This window comes from Pseudomonas sp. NPDC087342 (genome assembly GCF_044744265.1).
In the GTDB taxonomy this organism is placed as follows: Bacteria; Pseudomonadota; Gammaproteobacteria; order Pseudomonadales; family Pseudomonadaceae; genus Aquipseudomonas; species Aquipseudomonas nunensis.
Genome location: NZ_JBIUXZ010000016.1, coordinates 68,569 through 86,260 on the forward strand (window position 1 = coordinate 68,569; position 17,692 = coordinate 86,260).

General features: G+C 61.6%; 15 protein-coding genes. 14 read left to right on the plus strand and 1 reads right to left on the minus strand.

What is annotated here, in order from left to right:
* Window positions 1-65: 65 nt before the first annotated feature.
* From pilG to ACIOYV_RS24280, 6 genes are all read left to right on the plus strand, one after another.
* Entirely contained in the window at window positions 66-470 is a 405-nt protein-coding gene (gene pilG / locus ACIOYV_RS24255; RefSeq protein ID WP_008152601.1) for a twitching motility response regulator PilG, read from the plus strand.
* A 57-nt stretch (window positions 471-527) separates the two neighbouring features.
* Window positions 528-893: a twitching motility response regulator PilH gene (gene pilH, locus ACIOYV_RS24260; RefSeq protein ID WP_007897961.1), complete on the plus strand. Its 366-nt coding sequence runs from the start codon at window positions 528-530 to the stop codon at window positions 891-893.
* Between the two features lie 10 nt (window positions 894-903).
* Window positions 904-1,458 (plus strand): chemotaxis protein CheW, encoded by a 555-nt coding sequence (locus tag ACIOYV_RS24265; RefSeq protein ID WP_401327672.1) that lies wholly within the window; start codon window positions 904-906, stop codon window positions 1,456-1,458.
* Window positions 1,459-1,596: 138 nt separating this feature from the next.
* Window positions 1,597-3,654 (plus strand): methyl-accepting chemotaxis protein, encoded by a 2,058-nt coding sequence (locus ACIOYV_RS24270; RefSeq protein WP_054044393.1) that lies wholly within the window; start codon window positions 1,597-1,599, stop codon window positions 3,652-3,654.
* Between the two features lie 51 nt (window positions 3,655-3,705).
* Window positions 3,706-9,600, plus strand: a complete 5,895-nt coding sequence (locus ACIOYV_RS24275) for an Hpt domain-containing protein (protein ID WP_401327676.1) — start codon at window positions 3,706-3,708, stop codon at window positions 9,598-9,600.
* Window positions 9,593-10,051 carry a chemotaxis protein CheW gene (locus ACIOYV_RS24280; RefSeq protein ID WP_401327679.1) on the plus strand — a complete coding sequence of 153 codons (459 nt, stop codon included), beginning with the start codon at window positions 9,593-9,595 and terminating at the stop codon, window positions 10,049-10,051. Before ACIOYV_RS24275 ends, ACIOYV_RS24280 begins: the two co-directional genes overlap by 8 nt.
* 137 nt (window positions 10,052-10,188) lie before the next feature.
* Here the strand turns inward: ACIOYV_RS24280 and ACIOYV_RS24285 are convergent, their stop codons facing one another.
* Entirely contained in the window at window positions 10,189-10,560 is a 372-nt protein-coding gene (locus ACIOYV_RS24285) for a DUF6124 family protein (RefSeq protein WP_401327681.1), read from the minus strand.
* A 684-nt stretch (window positions 10,561-11,244) separates the two neighbouring features.
* On the opposite strand from ACIOYV_RS24285, the gene mdcA reads away from it, so the two are divergent.
* The 8 genes from mdcA (at window position 11,245) to madL (ending at window position 17,692) form a co-directional block, all read left to right on the plus strand.
* Window positions 11,245-12,915, plus strand: a complete 1,671-nt coding sequence (gene mdcA / locus ACIOYV_RS24290; RefSeq protein ID WP_401327684.1) for a malonate decarboxylase subunit alpha — start codon at window positions 11,245-11,247, stop codon at window positions 12,913-12,915.
* Entirely contained in the window at window positions 12,916-13,767 is an 852-nt protein-coding gene (locus ACIOYV_RS24295) for a triphosphoribosyl-dephospho-CoA synthase (RefSeq protein ID WP_401327686.1), read from the plus strand.
* Window positions 13,767-14,066, plus strand: a complete 300-nt coding sequence (locus tag ACIOYV_RS24300) for a malonate decarboxylase subunit delta (RefSeq protein ID WP_054044377.1) — start codon at window positions 13,767-13,769, stop codon at window positions 14,064-14,066. The genes ACIOYV_RS24295 and ACIOYV_RS24300 overlap by 1 nt, the downstream gene beginning before the upstream one ends.
* Window positions 14,059-14,901: a biotin-independent malonate decarboxylase subunit beta gene (locus ACIOYV_RS24305; protein WP_401327689.1), complete on the plus strand. Its 843-nt coding sequence runs from the start codon at window positions 14,059-14,061 to the stop codon at window positions 14,899-14,901. Before ACIOYV_RS24300 ends, ACIOYV_RS24305 begins: the two co-directional genes overlap by 8 nt.
* Window positions 14,898-15,686: a biotin-independent malonate decarboxylase subunit gamma gene (gene mdcE / locus ACIOYV_RS24310; protein ID WP_401327692.1), complete on the plus strand. Its 789-nt coding sequence runs from the start codon at window positions 14,898-14,900 to the stop codon at window positions 15,684-15,686. The genes ACIOYV_RS24305 and mdcE overlap by 4 nt, the downstream gene beginning before the upstream one ends.
* Window positions 15,680-16,300 carry a malonate decarboxylase holo-ACP synthase gene (locus tag ACIOYV_RS24315; protein WP_401327693.1) on the plus strand — a complete coding sequence of 207 codons (621 nt, stop codon included), beginning with the start codon at window positions 15,680-15,682 and terminating at the stop codon, window positions 16,298-16,300. The genes mdcE and ACIOYV_RS24315 overlap by 7 nt, the downstream gene beginning before the upstream one ends.
* Complete coding sequence (gene mdcH, locus ACIOYV_RS24320) at window positions 16,297-17,208, plus strand: malonate decarboxylase subunit epsilon (RefSeq protein WP_401327696.1); 912 nt, start codon at window positions 16,297-16,299, stop codon at window positions 17,206-17,208. Before ACIOYV_RS24315 ends, mdcH begins: the two co-directional genes overlap by 4 nt.
* 67 nt (window positions 17,209-17,275) lie before the next feature.
* Window positions 17,276-17,692 carry a malonate transporter subunit MadL gene (gene madL, locus ACIOYV_RS24325; RefSeq protein WP_054044368.1) on the plus strand — a complete coding sequence of 139 codons (417 nt, stop codon included), beginning with the start codon at window positions 17,276-17,278 and terminating at the stop codon, window positions 17,690-17,692.

The following is a 17,692-nucleotide window of genomic DNA, read 5'->3' on the forward strand; positions in this document are numbered from 1 at the left end:
CAGTATCAAGGGTTTCGAGCCGTCAAACGGACAAATTGTTTCTCAAAGGCGACGGTAGAGCATTTATGGAACAGCATTCCAGCGCCTTGAAGGTCATGGTGATCGATGATTCGAAGACGATCCGCCGCACCGCCGAAACGCTGTTGAAAAACGTAGGCTGTGAAGTCATCACGGCCATCGATGGTTTCGATGCGCTGGCCAAGATTGCCGACAATCACCCGGGCATTATCTTTGTCGACATCATGATGCCGCGTCTGGATGGTTATCAGACCTGCGCTTTAATCAAGAACAACAGTGCGTTCAAGTCCACGCCAGTGATTATGCTGTCGTCCAAGGACGGGCTGTTCGACAAGGCCAAGGGGCGCATCGTCGGCTCCGACCAGTTTTTGACCAAGCCTTTCAGCAAGGAAGAACTGCTGAACGCGATCCAGGCCCATGTTCCGGGCTTCGCCGCCGTTTTGCCGCAGTAGGACACGCACAGTGACGCTCGGCCAGCGGGCCCGGCGTTGACAAGAATGGGGAAGACCATGGCACGTATTCTGATCGTCGATGATTCGCCGACTGAAATGTACAAACTGACCGGCATGCTGGAAAAGCACGGTCATGAAGTGTTGAAAGCCGAAAACGGCGCCGACGGCGTGGCCCTGGCCCGCCAGGAAAAACCCGACGCCGTGCTGATGGACATCGTCATGCCCGGCCTCAACGGTTTCCAGGCCACCCGCCAGTTGACCAAAGACCCGGAAACCGGGCACATCCCGGTGATCATCATCACCACCAAGGATCAGGAAACCGACAAGGTCTGGGGCACGCGCCAGGGCGCCAAGGACTACCTGACCAAACCGGTCGACGAAGACACCCTGATCAAAACCCTGAACAACGTGTTGGCCGGTTGATCCCCCGGCCATGACCGAGTCGCTGACGGCTTTCGAACTGCTGCTGCAGATCGACCAGCGTTGTCGCGTGCTGGCGGCGGACTTGCCGTCCCAGCCAACACGCCAGGACAGCTGGAGCGGCATCGGTTTTCGCCTGGGCGAGCACTGGTACGTCGCGCCGATGGGCGAAGTCAGCGAAGTCCTGCATGAACCGCGCTGCACCCAACTGCCCGGCGTCAAACCCTGGGTCAAGGGCGTGGCCAATTTGCGCGGACGGCTGCTGCCGATCATGGATATTTGTGCCTTCTTTTCGGAAAAAGAGCTTGGGCATGAGTTGTCGGGGGGGCGCAAGCAGCGGCGGGTGCTGGTGGTGGAATACAAAGACGTGTTTGCCGGGTTGATGGTCGATGAAGTCTACGGTTTGCAGCACTTTGCCCAGGACAGCCTGGAAGCGGTGCCGTCGAACGAGTTGAATGGCGCGATTGGCGCGTTCGTCCAGGGCCGGTTCCAGCGCGAGCAGAGCTGGCAAGTGTTCAGCCCGTTTGCGTTGGCGCAGTCCCAGGACTTCATGCATGTCGCGGTGTAATCCCAATCCTGTAGGAGCGAGGCTTGCCCGCGAAAGCGGTTATTCATTCAACATTAATGTCGACTGACACGACGCCTTCGCGGGCAAGCCTCGCTCCTACAGGGGATAGGTTGAATTGGGCAGGACAGGCGAGGACCGATGACAAAAGCAAAAACAGGCAAGCCAGAAGGGTCGCGCAGCCGTTCGCAGATCATCGTGCTGTTTATCGCGCTGATCATCTTCATCATGCTGCTGTTCGCCAACTTCGCTTACCTCAATACTCAGGCCACCTACGACAAACAGTACATCGGCCACGCCGGTGAGCTGCGCGTGTTGTCCCAGCGTATCGCCAAGAACGCCACCGAAGCCGCCGCCGGCAAGGCTGCCGCGTTCAAGCTGTTGAGCGATGCGCGCAACGACTTTGCCCAGCGCTGGGGTTACCTGAAGAAGGGCGACCCGAGCACCGGCCTGCCGCCCGCGCCGTCCACCGTGCGCCCGGAAATGCGCGCCGTGCAGCTGGACTGGGAACGCCTGCTGAAAAACACCGACGCCATTCTCTCCAGCGAACAAACCGTGCTGTCCCTGCATCAGGTCGCAGCAACCCTGGCCGAAACCGTGCCGCAGTTGCAGGTCGAGTACGAAAAAGTCGTCGAAATCCTCCTTCAACGTGGCGCTCCGGCGGCCCAAGTGGCGATGGCCCAGCGTCAGTCGTTGCTGGCGGAACGTATTCTCGGCGCGGTGAACACCGTGTTGTCCGGCGACGAAAACTCCCAGCAAGCCGCCGACGCCTTCGGCCGCGATGCCGCACGTTTCGGCCAAGTGTTAACCGGCATGCTCCAGGGCAATCCCGCGCTGAAAGTCAGCCAGGTCGAAGACAAGGACGCCCGCGCCCGTTTGACCGAAATCTCCGAACTGTTCGAATTTGTCTCCGGCTCGGTGGATGAAATCCTCGAAACCTCGCCCGAACTGTTCAAGGTCCGCGAGTCGGCGACCAGCATCTTCACCCTGTCGCAAACCCTGCTCGATGAAGCCTCGCACCTGGCCACCGGTTTCGAAAACCTGGCCGGCGGGCGCAACACCGACACCATCGGCGGCTACGTGCTGGGCTTGCTGGCGCTGATGTCGATCATCCTGATCGGTCTGGTGATGGTGCGCGAAACCAACCGTCAGCTCCAGGAAACCGCCGAGAAGAACGAGCGCAACCAGAACGCGATCATGCGTTTGCTGGATGAGATCGAAGACCTCGCCGACGGCGACCTGACCGTGACCGCGTCGGTGACCGAAGACTTCACCGGCACCATCGCCGACTCGATCAACTATTCCGTCGATCAACTGCGCGATCTGGTGGCGACCATCAACCTCACTGCCGGGCAAGTTGCCGCCGCCGTGCAGGAAACCCAAGCCACTGCGATGCATCTGGCCCAGGCCTCGGAACATCAGGCTCAACAGATCAGCGAAGCCTCGACGGCAATCAACGACATGGCGCAGTCCATCGATCAGGTTTCGGCCAACGCCGCCGAATCCTCTGCGGTGGCCGAGCGTTCGGTGGAAATCGCCAACAAGGGCAACGAGGTTGTGCACAACACCATCCACGGCATGGACAACATTCGCGAGCAGATCCAGGACACCGCCAAGCGCATCAAGCGTTTGGGCGAGTCTTCCCAGGAAATCGGCGACATCGTCAGCCTGATCGACGACATTGCCGACCAGACCAACATCCTCGCGCTCAACGCGGCAATCCAGGCGTCCATGGCCGGTGACGCCGGGCGCGGGTTTGCCGTGGTGGCCGACGAAGTGCAGCGGCTGGCCGAGCGTTCGTCCGCCGCGACCCGACAAATTGAAACCCTGGTCCGGGCGATCCAGACTGATACCAATGAAGCGGTGATCTCCATGGAGCAGACCACCACCGAAGTGGTGCGCGGCGCGCGGCTGGCGCAGGATGCCGGTGTGGCCCTGGAAGAAATCGAAGGCGTGTCGAAGACCCTCGCGGCGCTGATCCAGAGCATTTCCAACGCGGCGCAGCAACAGACGTCGTCGGCCGGGCAGATTTCCCTGACCATGAACGTGATCCAGCAGATCACCACGCAGACGTCGTCCGGCTCGACGGCGACCGCCGAAAGCATCGGCAACCTGGCGAAAATGGCCAGCCAGTTGCGGCGCTCGGTTTCGGGTTTCACCTTGCCGACCGAGCCCAAGCAGGCCACGGACAATGCGTGAACGCCTGCGGGCGTATGAATTGCTGTTGTAGGAATAGAGAGCGGAGTGGTTATGGGTGATCGGCACGACTATGTGGCCCTCGAATGGGTCAAAGGCGAGATTGCCGAAACGCTGAAGCAGGCTCATCAAGCGTTGGAACAACTGCTGGATGACCCGCAGGCGACGCACGCGCTGGGCGAGTGCCTGACGTGCATCCATCAGGTTCACGGCAGTTTGCAGATGGTCGAGTTCTACGGCGCGGCCCTGCTCGCCGAGGAAATGGAGCAACTGACCGCTGCCCTGCAACAAAACCGCGTCAGTCATCGCGATGAAGCCATTCATCTGTTAAGACAGGCGCTGGGGCAACTGCCGATCTACCTCGACCGGGTGCAAGGCGCGCGCCGCGACTTGCCGCTGGTGGTGCTGCCGCTGATCAATGATCTGCGCAGTGCGCGCGGTGAAAGCCTGTTGTCGGAAACCAGTCTGTTCAGCCCGCAATTGCCGGAGTTGTCGCCCCTGGACGACGCAGAACTGGCGCGGCTCGAACCGGCAGACTTGCCCAATGTGCTGCGCAAGTTGCGGCAAATGTTGCAGATGGCCTTGGTCGGTTTGCTTCGCGAGCAGGATGGCGAAACCAATCTGGATTACCTGACCAAAGTCTTCGCGAGGCTTGAAGCGTTGTGCGGTAACGCGCCGCTGAGCCCGTTGTGGCAGGTCGCTTCGGCGTTGGTCGAAGGCCTGCAAAAAGGCGCGATAGCCAACAGCCCGGCGCTGCGCAGCCTGTTCAAGGACGCCGACAAGGAACTCAAACGCTTGCTGGAACAGGGCATGGCCGGCGTCAATCAGGCGCCGCCGCCCGAGCTGCTGAAAAGCTTGTTGTTCTACATTGCCAAAGCCGAACATCCCACCGGGCAGATGCTGACCATGAAAGATCGCTACGGACTGGACGATGCGCTGCCCGACAGCGCGATGGTCGACGAAGAACGCGCACGCCTCGCCGGCCCCGACCGCGATGCCATGCGCTCGGTGCTCGCCGCGCTGTGCGAAGAACTGGTGCGGGTCAAGGAACGCCTGGACCTGTTCGTGCGCAGCGACCGCCAGCACACCTCGGACCTCGAAAGCCTGCTCGCGCCCCTGCGGCAAATCGCCGACACGTTGGCGGTGCTCGGTTTCGGCCAGCCGCGCAAGGTGATCATCGATCAACTGGCGGTGGTGCTAAGCCTCGCCCAGGGCCAGCGCGAACCCAACGACGCAATCCTGATGGACGTGGCCGGCGCCTTGCTCTACGTCGAAGCCACGCTGGCCGGAATGGTCGGCACCGTGGAACCTGAGAGCCAGGAAGAAAGCCGCCTGCCGACCACCGACCTGACCCAGATTCACCAGATCGTCATCCGCGAAGCTCGGATCTGCCTGCAACAAGCCAAGGACATGATCGTCGACTACATCGACGCCGATTGGGATCGCCAGCAACTGCAACCGTTGCCAGCATTGCTGACCCAAGTGCGCGGCGCATTGGCGATGATTCCGCTGACCCGTGCCGCGAGCCTGATCGAAGCCTGCAACGGCTTTATCCGCGAACACCTGCTGGTGGACACTGACCATCCCGGCTGGCAGCAACTCGACAACCTGGCCGACGTCATCACCAGCATCGAGTATTACCTGGAACGCCTGAACGACGACCCGCAAGAGGCGGACGAACAGCTGCTCGACGTCGCTGAAAACAGCCTCGCCTCACTCGGTTTTTTCCCCAGCGAAAAACTCGTGCCGGTGCTCGAAGACGTGCTCAGCCCCAATGAAGCCCAGGTCATGCAGGACCTTCAGGAACTGGACGATCCCGAAACCGTGCAATCCCTGGCGGCTGTATTGGCCAGCCCGGTGTCCGCCGTCAACCCGCCCGCGCTGAACACGCCGGGCAGCCTGTTGCCGCCGCCGTTCGGCGAAGAACCGGTGGACGATGAACTGCGGGAAGTCTTCCTCGAAGAAACCGACGAAGTCTTGGAAGTGCTGCACGAATACCTGCCGCGCTGGTCGGCCAACACTGACGACGCCGCTGCCTTGAGCGAACTGCGCCGCGCCTTTCACACCTTGAAAGGCAGCGGCCGGATGGTTCGCGCATTAGTGCTGGGCGAACTCGCCTGGGCCATGGAAAACCTGCTCAACCGGGTGCTGGAACACAGCGTTAAACCTGGGCTCGCGGTGCAACAACTGCTGACCGATGCACTCAATCTGTTGCCGGAACTCATCAGCGAATTCGCCGCCAATGCCCAGCGCCAGCGCGACGACGTGGACCGCTTGGCCGCCCGGGCGCATGCCTTGGCCAAGGGTGATGAATCGCTGTTCGACGAGGATACGCAAGACGTCGCGGCCCTCGATCCGTTGTTGCTGGAGATCTTCCGCAACGAGGCCGAAACCCACCTCGCCAGCCTCAATCGCTTCCTTGATCAAGCCGCCGAACACGTGCCGCTGCAGGCCAGCGACGAATTGCAGCGCGCCTTGCACACCCTCAAGGGCAGCGCGTCGATGGCCGGCGTATTGCCGATTGCCGAACTGGCCGCGCCGCTGGATCAACTGGCCCGCGAGTACAAGGCGCACCTGATCGCCCTCGATCTGGATGAAGTCGAATTGCTGCTGGAAGCCGAAGGGCTGTTTCGCCTCGGTTTGCGTCAGCTCAAGACTGATCCGCTGGCGGAGATTCCCGACGCGCGCTCGCTGATCGAACGCACCCACGCGCTGCTGGACGAACGCCTTCAAGCCATCCTCACTGCGCCGAACCGGGCGTTACGGGTCAAGCGCGATCCGCAACTGATCAACAACTTTCTGGCCCAGGGCATGGACATCCTGCTCGACGCCGAAAGCCTGTTGCAGCGTTGGCAGCAGCACCCCGGCGAGCGCCAGGAACTCAGCGCGTTGCTCGACGAACTGACCACCCTCGGCGAAGGCGCGCACCTCGCCGATCTGCACCCGGTAGATGAACTCTGCGAAGCCTTGCTCGACCTGTATGGCGCGGTGGAAGAGAGCAGCCTGGCGGTCAGCGACGCCTTTTTCCATGAAGCGCAAAGTGCCCACGAAGCGCTGATCAACATGCTCGACGAACTGGCCGCCGGCCAGGAAGTCAGCCCGCAACCGGAACGCGTGCGGGCCTTGCGCGGGTTGCTCGATACCAGCCTCGACCCGTCGGCCATGGGCCTGATTCGCAGCGATGGCAGCCGCACCCTGAGCATTCGCGAACTCGGTAGCGCCACCGCTGAGCTTTCGCACACCGCGACGCAGATTGAACACGACGACGAAATCGTTTCGATCTTCCTCGAAGAAGCCGTGGACATCCTCGAAAGCGCCGGCCAGGCGTTGCAGCGCTGGTTGAGCGACCCGGACAACGCCGCGCCGCTGTCGTCCTTGCAGCGGGATTTGCACACCCTCAAGGGCGGCGCGCGGATGGCCGAGGTCGAGGCGGTCGGTGACCTCGCTCATGAATTGGAAAACCTTTACGAAGGTCTGGTGGATCGTCGCTATAGCCACAGCGAAACCCTGGCGCGGCTGCTGCAAACCAGTCACGACCGCTTGGCGGTGCTGCTTGAGCAACTGCAAAACCAGAAAGCGCTGGGTGATCCGGACGAGCTGATCGCGGCGATTCGCGAGTTCCGCCAGGGCAACACCGTCACCGCTGAAACCGTCGAACCGGCCCACGAACATGATTCACCGGGGCATGACCCGGAACTGTTGGAAATCTTCCTCGAAGAAGGTTTCGACATCATCGAAAACTCTGGCGCGGCGCTGGTGCGCTGGCAGGCCGAGCCGTCGAACCGTCAGGAAGTCGAAACCCTGTTGCGGGATTTGCACACGCTGAAGGGCGGTGCACGAATGGTGGAAATCGCCCCGATCGGCGATCTGGCTCATGAGCTGGAATTCCTCTACGAAGGCCTGTCGGCGGGCGTGCTGCAACCGACGGCGGCGCTGTTCACGTTGTTGCAAAGCAGCCACGACCGCTTGGCGCAGATGCTCGACGCCACCCGCGCCGGCCAGCCTTGCCCGCCGGCGGATCGGCTGATTGATGCGATCAAGAATTTCAGCCATCCGGTCGTTCCCGAAGCCCCGGTCGTCGCGCCGGTGGCTGCCAAAATTGAAGTGCCGGCACCTGATGCTGGCGCCGACATGGTCAAGGTTTCGGCCGAGTTGCTCGACGATCTGGTCAACCTTGCCGGGGAAACCTCGATCTTCCGTGGCCGCATCGAACAGCAGGTCAACGACGCCCGCGTGGCACTGAGCGAGATGGAAACCACCATCGAGCGGATGCGCGATCAACTGCGGCGCCTCGACACCGAGACCCAGGGCCGCATTCTCAGCCGTCAGCAAGTCGAAGCCGAACGCCTGGGCTACGAAGAATTCGATCCGCTGGAAATGGACCGCCACTCGCAATTGCAGCAACTGTCCCGGGCGCTGTTCGAATCCGCCTCCGACCTGCTCGACCTCAAGGAAACCCTCGACCGGACCAATCAGGACGCGGAAAACCTGCTGCAACAGCAGGGCCGCATCAACACCGAATTGCAGGAAGGCCTGATGCGCACGCGCATGGTGCCGTTCGAACGGATGCTGCCGCGCTTGAAACGCATCGTCCGTCAGGTCTCCAGCGAGTTGGGCAAGGACGTGGAATTCGTTGTTGGCAACGCCGAAGGCGAGATGGATCGCAACGTGCTGGAACGCATGGCCGCGCCGCTGGAACACATGCTGCGCAACGCTGTGGACCACGGTTTGGAATCCGCTGAAGTGCGGATCGCGGCAGGGAAACCGGCTCAGGGTCGTATCACGCTGGACCTCGCGCGCGAGGGCGGCGACATCATTTTCGACATCCGCGATGACGGCGCCGGTGTGCCGCTGGACGCGGTGCGGCGCAAGGCAATCAAGCGCGGCATGCTGGCGCCGGACAGCGACATCAGCGACCGCGACGTGCTGCAATTCATCCTGCAACCGGGGTTCTCCACCGCCGAGAAAATCACCCAGATTTCCGGGCGCGGCGTCGGCATGGACGTGGTGCATGAAGAAGTGCGGCAACTCGGCGGCAGCATGTTTATCGATTCTGTGCCGGGGCAGGGCGTGCATTTCCGCATTCGTTTGCCGTTCACCGTGTCGGTCAATCGTGCGTTGATGGTGCAGTGCGGTGAGGATCAATACGCGATCCCGCTGAACACCATCGACGGCATCGTCCGCGTGCTGCCCAACGAACTCGAAGGCCATTACCGCCTCGATCCGCCGACCTACAAATACGCCGGTCAGCACTATGAACTGTGCTACCTCGGCGAACTGCTGAAAACCAGCACCCGCCCGAAACTGCTGGGCCAGAGCCTGCCGTTGCCGGTGTTGCTGGTGCAATGCAACGAACGGCACATCGCCGTGCAGGTGGATTCGATGGCCGGCACCCGCGAGATCGTGGTCAAAAGCCTCGGCCCACAATTTGCGGCGGTGCAGGGCTTGTCCGGGGCGACGATTCTCGGCGATGGCCGGGTGGTGCTGATTCTGGATTTGCTGGCGCCGATCCGTGCCATGCAAACCCGCGTGCCGCAACGGCCGGTGACCCAGGATGTCGAGGCCGAACCGCACAAGCCACTTTTGGTGTTGGTGGTGGACGACTCGGTGACCGTGCGCAAGGTCACCAGCCGCTTGCTCGAACGCCACGGCATGAACGTGCTGACCGCCAAGGACGGGGTCGACGCCATGCTGCTGCTCGAAGATCACCTGCCCGACGTGATGCTGCTGGACATCGAAATGCCGCGTATGGACGGCTTCGAAGTCGCGACCCAAGTGCGCGCCGATGAGCGTTTGCAGCACCTGCCGATCATCATGATCACCTCGCGCACCGGCCAGAAACACCGCGACCGCGCCATGGCCATCGGCGTCAACGACTACCTCGGCAAGCCATACCAGGAATCGGTGCTGCTCGAAAGCATCGCCCTGTGGAGCAAAACCCATGCTTGAGCACCGCACCAGCAACCTCACCGGGCTGTTGCTGCCCTTGGCGGACCGCAACTTGATCCTGCCCAACGTCGCCGTCGCGGAGTTGATCGACTATCAGCCTGCGGCCTTCGATCTTGATACGCCGCCGTGGTATCTGGGATTGGTGACGTGGCGGGATCGGGAGATTCCGTTGCTGAGTTTCGAGTCGGCGTGTGGCAACAAAGTGGTGATTGGCGAGCGCGTGCGCATCGTCATCCTCAATGCCCTCGGCGGGCGGCCGGAGTTGAAGTTTATTGCGCTGCTGGTGCAGGGGATTCCTCGGTCTTACAAGCTCGATAGTCAGTTGAGTTATGTGGACGTGCCGTTGTGTCCGCTTGAGCAAGCGGCGGTGCAGGTGGGGGAGCAAGTGGCCAAAGTGCCGGATTTGCTTGCGCTGGAAGAGTTGCTCATCGCAGCAGGCCTGGCCCACTGATCGTCTGAAGGGCCTCTTCGCGGGCAAGCCTCGCTCCTACAGGGTTTATGTCGTTCGCAGAATTTGTGTACGACATGACCTTGTAGGAGCGAGGCTTGCCCGCGAAGGCGGCCTTCAATTCACCACAAAATCAACGGCTAAACCTTACCCTCAGCCATCGCCTCATGGTAATTCAGCACCCGCTCCACCAATAACTGCACACCATCACTCAAACGGCTGATCCCCAGGACGACCGAACGGCGTGAACCTTCCACATCGTCCGCCAGGCCAGCCGCAATTGCGCTGATGGACATCAAATCTTCGGAAGCATTGGCCAGCATGGCTTCAGGGTCGTTGACACCTTGGGCGACGGCGAAGAGGTGGTACTTACGGTGGCTGGAGCGTTTTTCTTCAGCCGGGGGGAAGTAATGGGCGAAGGCGCGGTCGGCGGCTTCTTTCATTTTTTCTGCATCGAGGGATGCTTGGGAATCGGTGCCGGATTCCGGGGGATTGGGGTTAGCTTTGAACATAGTGAATCTCCGTACAGGGGTGAAGCTGGCCCATTTGGTTTCCAATCGAATGGGTGGCAGCTGTACGCGGTTGGAAACCCGGGGTACGGTGACCCGGCAGACCCTAAGGTCTTCCGCGCACAGCCGCCATAACGGAGTGCACACATTAAAGGTGCGCAAGCATACGTTATGAAGGACGCTTTTGCGTCCCGTACTCATGGGGTTTCCAGCCCCGGTCGCTGAATTGGCAGCGACCCCCAAACGATAACGATCAACGCAAAACCCCACCAGTCAGCGGGTTCCCCCATTGCTGTAGGCAACAACGCCAGACCACGTAGCCGCTCACCCCTCCTGCGACGCAACTTTTAAACACAAATCCCCATTTGGCTGGGAAGGGTTGAAGAGTCCCAAAAAGGGACTGATCGGTCCTTTTTTGGGACTGATCGTTCCCACGCGGAGCATGGGAACGATCGGGAACTGCGGTGATTGTTCTGGCCTCTTCGCGGGCAAGCCTCGCTCCTACGGGGTTATGGTGTTCGCGTAATTTGTGTACGGCATAAACCCTGTAGGAGCGAGGCTTGCCCGCGAAGGCGTCAGTACAGCCAACCATTACCCTAACCGTAACAATCCAACACTCTGCTTGATTGATGCCCCACACCCAACCCTCCTAAGGTGACCCCACGACAGCGAACCCGTGGAGTGGTCATGACAACAACAATATCCCCCGACGCGCGATGGACGCGGCGGCGCAGCGAGAAGCAGCGGCGTCTTGAGTTGGTCAAAGGCCTGGCCGACGGTGTGGTGTTGCCTACCGAGAACATCGTCGCGGCGCTGGAGGCGTTGATTCTGCCCGGCGACCGTGTGGTGCTGGAGGGCAATAACCAGAAGCAGGCGGATTTCCTTTCGCGCTCCCTGGCCAAGGCCGATCCGGCCAAGCTGCATGACTTGCATATGATCATGCCCAGCGTCGGTCGCTCCGAGCACCTCGATTTGTTCGAACGCGGCATCGCTCGCAAACTCGATTTCTCCTTCGCCGGCACCCAGAGCCTGCGCATCAGCCAGTTGCTGGAAGACGGCCTGCTGGAAATCGGCGCGATTCACACTTACATCGAACTCTATGCGCGGCTGGTGGTGGATCTGATCCCCAACGTCGTGCTCTCGGCCGGTTTCATGGCCGACCGCGCCGGCAACATCTACACCGGCCCGAGCACTGAAGATACTCCAGCGCTAATCGAACCGGCAGCCTTCAGCGATGGCATCGTCATCGTCCAGGTCAACCAATTGGTGGACGACGTCACCTACCTGCCTCGCGTCGATATCCCCGCGTCCTGGGTCGATTTCGTCGTGGTGGCGGACAAGCCGTTCTACATCGAACCGCTGTTCACCCGCGACCCGCGCCACATCAAGCCTGTGCACGTGTTGATGGCGATGATGGCGATTCGCGGGATCTACGAAAAACACAACGTTCAGTCGCTGAACCACGGCATCGGTTTCAACACCGCCGCGATCGAATTGATCCTGCCGACCTACGGCGAATCCCTCGGCCTCAAAGGCAAAATCTGCCGCAACTGGACGCTCAATCCGCACCCAACCCTGATCCCGGCGATTGAAAGCGGTTGGGTCGAAAGTGTGCATTGTTTCGGCACTGAACTGGGGATGGAAAACTACATCGCCGCCCGGCCCGACGTGTTCTTCACCGGGCGCGACGGCTCCCTGCGGTCCAACCGCATGTTCTGCCAATTGGCCGGGCAATACGCGGTGGACCTGTTTATCGGCGCGACCCTGCAAGTCGATGGCGATGGCCATTCCTCCACCGTAACCCGTGGACGCCTCGCCGGTTTCGGTGGTGCGCCGAACATGGGCCACGACCCGCGCGGTCGCCGCCATGGCACGCCGGCCTGGCTCGACATGCGCCACGACGATGCGCCGGAAGCCTTGCTCGAACGCGGCAAGAAACTCGTGGTGCAAATGGTCGAGACGTTCCAGGAGGGCGGCAAACCGACCTTCGTCGAAACCCTCGACGCGGTGGAAGTGGCGCGCAAAAGCGGCATGCCCCTGGCGCCGATCATGATCTACGGCGACGACGTCACGCACCTGCTGACCGAAGAAGGCATCGCCTATTTGTACAAGGCGCGCTCGCTGGAAGAACGCCAGGCGATGATCGCTGCGGTCGCAGGCGTGACGGTGATCGGCATGCGCCACAACCCGAAAGACACCGCACGCATGCGCCGCGAAGGCTTGATCGCCTTGCCCGAAGACCTCGGCATCCGCCGCACCGACGCCACCCGCGAACTGCTCGCGGCGAAAAGCGTGGCCGATCTGGTGGAGTGGTCCGGTGGCCTCTACAACCCGCCCGCCAAGTTCAGGAGCTGGTAAATGCACGCACTTAACCTGCAACCCAAAACACTGACCCTGGCCGATCGGCTGGCGGATTTGGCGGTGGACGCGCTGATCGATGAAGCAGACCTGTCGCCGAAACCGGCGCTGGTGGACCGTCGCGGCAATGGCGCCCACACCGATTTGCACCTCGGGCTGATGCACGCTTCGGCGTTGTCTCTGTGGCCGGCGTTCAAGGAAATGGCGGAAGCTGCCATAGAATTTGGCGAAGTCGGATTGCCGTTGCGCGAAGCCCTTGGGCGGATCGGCCGGGAAGGGGAGCAAGCGATGCTCTCCACCACCAGCGGTGTGAATACCCATCGTGGGGCGATTTGGGCCTTGGGGCTGTTGGTCGCTGCCGCTGCACTTGAAAACACAAAGGCCAGCGCCGTCACTCTGTGCGCCGCACGTTTAGCCTTGCTCGATGACCGCTATGCACCACGTCCTCTAAGCCACGGCGCCCAAGTCGCCCAACGCTACGGCGCACGCGGTGCCCGTGAAGAAGCTCAACTTGGCTTCCCTTCGGTGCTGCAACGCGCACTGCCCCAACTCCAGCGCAGCCGCGCTTTGGGCCACGGCGAACAGAACGCTCGCCTCGACGCCTTGCTGGCGATCATGACCCGACTGGCCGACACCTGCGTGCTCTACCGCGCCGGCGAACAAGGCCTGCAAACCATGCAACTCGGCGCCCAAGCCGTGCTCGATGCGGGCGGCAGTGCCAGCCTCGGCGGTCGTCGGCGCTTGCATGAACTGGATGAACAACTAATCGCGTTGAACGCCTCGCCGGGCGGCGCTGCTGATTTGCTCGCCGCTTGCCTGTTCATCGACCGCATCGAATCCGGAGCTTTCTGATGGAAACCTTATCCTTTGAATTCCCCGCCGGGCAGCCGCCCCGGGGCCGGACGCTGGTGGGCTGTGTCGGCTCGGGCGATCTGGAAGTGCTGATCGAACCGGGTCAGGCCGGCAAGCTGACCATCCAGGTGCAGACCTCGGTGAATGGTGCCGAACAACGCTGGCAGCATCTGTTTGCGCGGATGTTCGACGGCCAGACACCGCCGGCGATGGCGATTGATATCCATGACTTCGGCGCGACGCCGGGCGTGGTGCGCTTGCGGCTGGAACAAGGCTTTGAGGAGATTGGCCATGACTGATCTCCTCAACAAGCACAGCTTCGTCGAACTCGGTGCACGGCAACGGGCGAAAGCCTTGCTCGACGCCGGCACCTTCCGCGAATTGCTCGATCCGTTTCAACGCATCATGTCGCCATGGCTGTCGCGCCAAGGCGTGGTGCCGCAAGCCGATGACGGCGTAGTGATCGCCAAGGGCAGCATCGGCGGATTGCCGGTGGTGATCGCAGCGATTGAAGGTTCGTTTCAGGGCGGCAGCCTCGGCGAAGTCGGCGGGGCGAAGATGGCCGGTGCGCTGGAATTGGCGGCTGAAGACAACCGCAAAGGCATTCCGACCCGCGCCGTGTTGCTGCTGGAAACCGGTGGCGTGCGCTTGCAGGAAGCCAACCTTGGGTTGGCGGCGATTGCGGATATTCATGCAGCGATTGTCGATTTGCGTCAGTACCAGCCCGTTGTTGGCGTGGTGGCGGGCAGCGTCGGTTGTTTCGGCGGGATGTCGATTGCCGCCGGGTTGTGCAGCTATTTGCTGGTGACTCAGGAAGCGCGGCTTGGGTTGAACGGCCCGCAGGTGATCGAACAGGAAGCCGGGATTGAGGAATACGACTCGCGGGATCGTCCTTTCATCTGGAGCCTGACTGGTGGCGAGCAACGGTTCGCCAGTGGTTTGGTGGATCGGTATGCCGCCGATGACGTGGCGCAGATTCAGCAGCAGGTCAGTGAATTGCTCAAGCAAGGTTTGCCGGCGCAGCAACGTAGCCAACAATCCGAGCTGTTCCTGCAACGCTTGGCACGACTGGATGCCGAACCGCAAATCGAGCCGTCGGTGGTTCGCGATCTGTATCAAGGAGAGGGCGCATGAGAGGTTTGAACTGGTTCAATGCTTTGAGTGCTGGCGCCAAACCGGTCGAGGGTTTGCCGGCTTCTTTGAAGGTTGCCGACGGCTCGTTGGGCGATCAATCGGTGCGGTTTATTGCCGTGGTGACTGACCCCGACAACCGCTTCGCCCGCGCTCGCAATGGCGAGGTCGGATTGCTCGAAGGTTGGGGTTTGGCCAAAGCCGTGGATGAAGTGATCGCCGCTGACGTTGATAAGCCGAACAAGCGCGCCTTGATCGCCATCGTCGATGTACCGAGCCAAGCCTACGGCCGTCGCGAAGAAGCTCTCGGGATTCATCAGGCATTGGCCGGTGCGGCGGACAGTTACGCTCGCGCACGTTTGGCCGGTCACGCGGTGATTGGTCTGCTGGTGGGCAAGGCGATGTCTGGGGCGTTTCTCGCTCACGGGTATCAAGCCAATCGCCTGATCGCTCTGCGTGATCCGGGCGTGATGGTGCACGCGATGGGCAAGGCGTCTGCGGCGCGGGTGACCTTGCGCAGTGTTGAAGAACTCGAAGCCCTGGCTGCCAGTGTGCCGCCGATGGCGTATGACATCGACAGCTATGCAAGCCTCGGCTTGCTTTGGGAAACCTTGTCGGTGGAACAGATTGAACAGCCGACGGCGCAGGATCTGACCCGCGTGACGGAATGCCTGAATCAGGCGATCAGCGATGTCGCCGAGAAGGGCCGCGACCTGAGCAGTCGCTTGGGCGCCAGCAACCGCGCGGCATCAAGCAAGGTTCGCGAACTGCTGAGAGCGCAGTGGTGAACACGTTTCTCGCGCACGACTTGCTCTGGGGCATGACCCCGGCGCAGTTGCCTGCGGATGCGCCCGAGTGGGTGATTAAGCCCCTCGGTGCCGGTCAGCCTGTAGTGGTTCGGCGTGCCTTGGGCGTGCCGGGTCAGGTCGCGGTCGGGGTGCGTGGGCCATTGCGCGAGCAGCGTTATGCGACGGTGATGTCGGTCGATTCGATTCAGCGTCGGGTCAAACCGGAAGAGCTTTGCCATGTCTCGATTGATCGGGATCTGCCGGCCTTGCGTGCCCTGGCGCAACTGCGGGCGATGCTGGATGCCAGCGGTTGGGTCTGGGGCATCAGCGGCAGCGCCGGGTTTGAATTGGCCAGCGGTGTTGAGGCCTTGCATGAGCGCAGCGATCTCGACTTGATCCTGCGCACACCGCAACTGCTGGACCGTGAACAGGCTCGGGAGTGGGTGAAGATTTTCGACACCTGCGCCTGCCAAGTGGACATGCAGTTGCAAACGCCGTTGGGCGCCGTCGCCTTGCGCGAATGGGCCGGCCCGGCACGTCGGGTGCTGCTGAAAAATGCGCGCGAAGCCTGTCTGGTGATCGACCCGTGGAACCCACAGGAGCAAGCCGCATGAGCAGCCTGCTGGTGTTCCCCGGCCAGGGCGCGCAGCAGCCGGGCATGCTGCAGCGTTTGCCTCGGGAAACGCTGAACGAGGCGAGTGATGTCCTGGGCGAAGACGCGTTGCTGCTGGATTCCGCCGAGGCGCTGAAGACGACGAGGGCGGTTCAGCTTTGCCTGTTGATCGCTGGCGTCGCGGCTTCACGGCAATTGCAGGCACCAGCGGATTACGTGGCGGGATTGTCCATCGGCGCGTATCCGGCAGCGGTGGTCGCTGGCGCATTGAGCTTCATCGATGCGCTGCATCTGGTCAGCCTGCGCGGTGAACTCATGCAGCAAGCTTATCCACAGGGCTACGGCATGACCGCGATCATCGGTCTGGATTTATCCACAGTGGAAACCTTGCTGGCGCAGGTTCACAGCGCTGATATGCCGGTGTACTTGGCCAATATCAACGCCGATAACCAGGTGGTGATTGCCGGCAGTGACGAAGGGATGAAAGCCGTGGCGCTGTTGGCGAAAAGTCGCGGTGCCGGGCTGGCCAAACGCTTGGCGGTCAGCGTGCCGTCGCACTGTCCTTTGTTGGACGCTCCGGCCAAAACCCTGGCCGAAGCCTTCGCCAAAGTGACACTCAAAACACCGACGATGGGTTACCTGAGCGGCAGTCGCGCCCGGCCCATCGTCAATATCGAAGCCCTGCGCGATGACCTCGCTTTCAACATGTGCCGCGTCGTCGATTGGCGCGGCACGGTGCAAAGCGCTTATGAGCGTGGCGTGCGTTTACACATCGAACTGCCGCCCGGTGCGGTGTTGACCGGGCTGGCGCGCCGGGTGTTCGAGCAGGGCACCGTGATTGCCTTCGACGGTGCTCGGCTGGATACCTTGCAAGCGCTGTTGCGTGAGGAGGGAAGCCGCCAACTTTAGAACACCGACTCAGGCTTGCGAAGCACAAAAACAACAACTTCGACGATGCACTTTGAGGACTACAACAATGATTATTTACGGTGTGGCGCTGTTGGCGATCTGTACGCTGGCAGGGGTGATCATGGGCGATGCGCTGGGCATGTTATTGGGCGTGAAGTCCAACGTCGGCGGGGTCGGGATCGCGATGATCCTGTTGATCTGCGCGCGGTTGTACATGCAAAAACGTGGCGGCATGACCAAGGATTGCGAGATGGGCGTCGGCTTCTGGGGCGCGATGTACATTCCGGTGGTGGTGGCGATGGCCGCGCAACAGAACGTCGTGACCGCGTTGCACGGTGGTCCGGTGGCGGTGTTGGCGGCCATCGGTTCGGTGGTGATTTGCGGCTGCACCATTGCGCTGATCAGCCGGACTCACAAAGGCGAACCCTTGCCCGATGAACCGGCGGAAGTGACCCCGCTCGGCACCCCAGTAGGAGGTCGCTGA

Bases quoted from the DNA above. Each gene is read 5' to 3' on its own strand.
- pilG (WP_008152601.1), top strand. From the start codon at position 66: ATGGAACAGCATTCCAGCGCCTTGAAGGTCATGGTGATCGATGATTCG.
- pilH (WP_007897961.1), top strand. From the start codon at position 528: ATGGCACGTATTCTGATCGTCGATGATTCGCCGACTGAAATGTACAAA.
- ACIOYV_RS24265 (WP_401327672.1), top strand. From the start codon at position 904: ATGACCGAGTCGCTGACGGCTTTCGAACTGCTGCTGCAGATCGACCAG.
- ACIOYV_RS24270 (WP_054044393.1), top strand. From the start codon at position 1,597: ATGACAAAAGCAAAAACAGGCAAGCCAGAAGGGTCGCGCAGCCGTTCG.
- ACIOYV_RS24275 (WP_401327676.1), top strand. From the start codon at position 3,706: ATGGGTGATCGGCACGACTATGTGGCCCTCGAATGGGTCAAAGGCGAG.
- ACIOYV_RS24280 (WP_401327679.1), top strand. From the start codon at position 9,593: ATGCTTGAGCACCGCACCAGCAACCTCACCGGGCTGTTGCTGCCCTTG.
- ACIOYV_RS24285 (WP_401327681.1), bottom strand. From the start codon at position 10,560: ATGTTCAAAGCTAACCCCAATCCCCCGGAATCCGGCACCGATTCCCAA.
- mdcA (WP_401327684.1), top strand. From the start codon at position 11,245: ATGACAACAACAATATCCCCCGACGCGCGATGGACGCGGCGGCGCAGC.
- ACIOYV_RS24295 (WP_401327686.1), top strand. From the start codon at position 12,916: ATGCACGCACTTAACCTGCAACCCAAAACACTGACCCTGGCCGATCGG.
- ACIOYV_RS24300 (WP_054044377.1), top strand. From the start codon at position 13,767: ATGGAAACCTTATCCTTTGAATTCCCCGCCGGGCAGCCGCCCCGGGGC.
- ACIOYV_RS24305 (WP_401327689.1), top strand. From the start codon at position 14,059: ATGACTGATCTCCTCAACAAGCACAGCTTCGTCGAACTCGGTGCACGG.
- mdcE (WP_401327692.1), top strand. From the start codon at position 14,898: ATGAGAGGTTTGAACTGGTTCAATGCTTTGAGTGCTGGCGCCAAACCG.
- mdcH (WP_401327696.1), top strand. From the start codon at position 16,297: ATGAGCAGCCTGCTGGTGTTCCCCGGCCAGGGCGCGCAGCAGCCGGGC.
- madL (WP_054044368.1), top strand. From the start codon at position 17,276: ATGATTATTTACGGTGTGGCGCTGTTGGCGATCTGTACGCTGGCAGGG.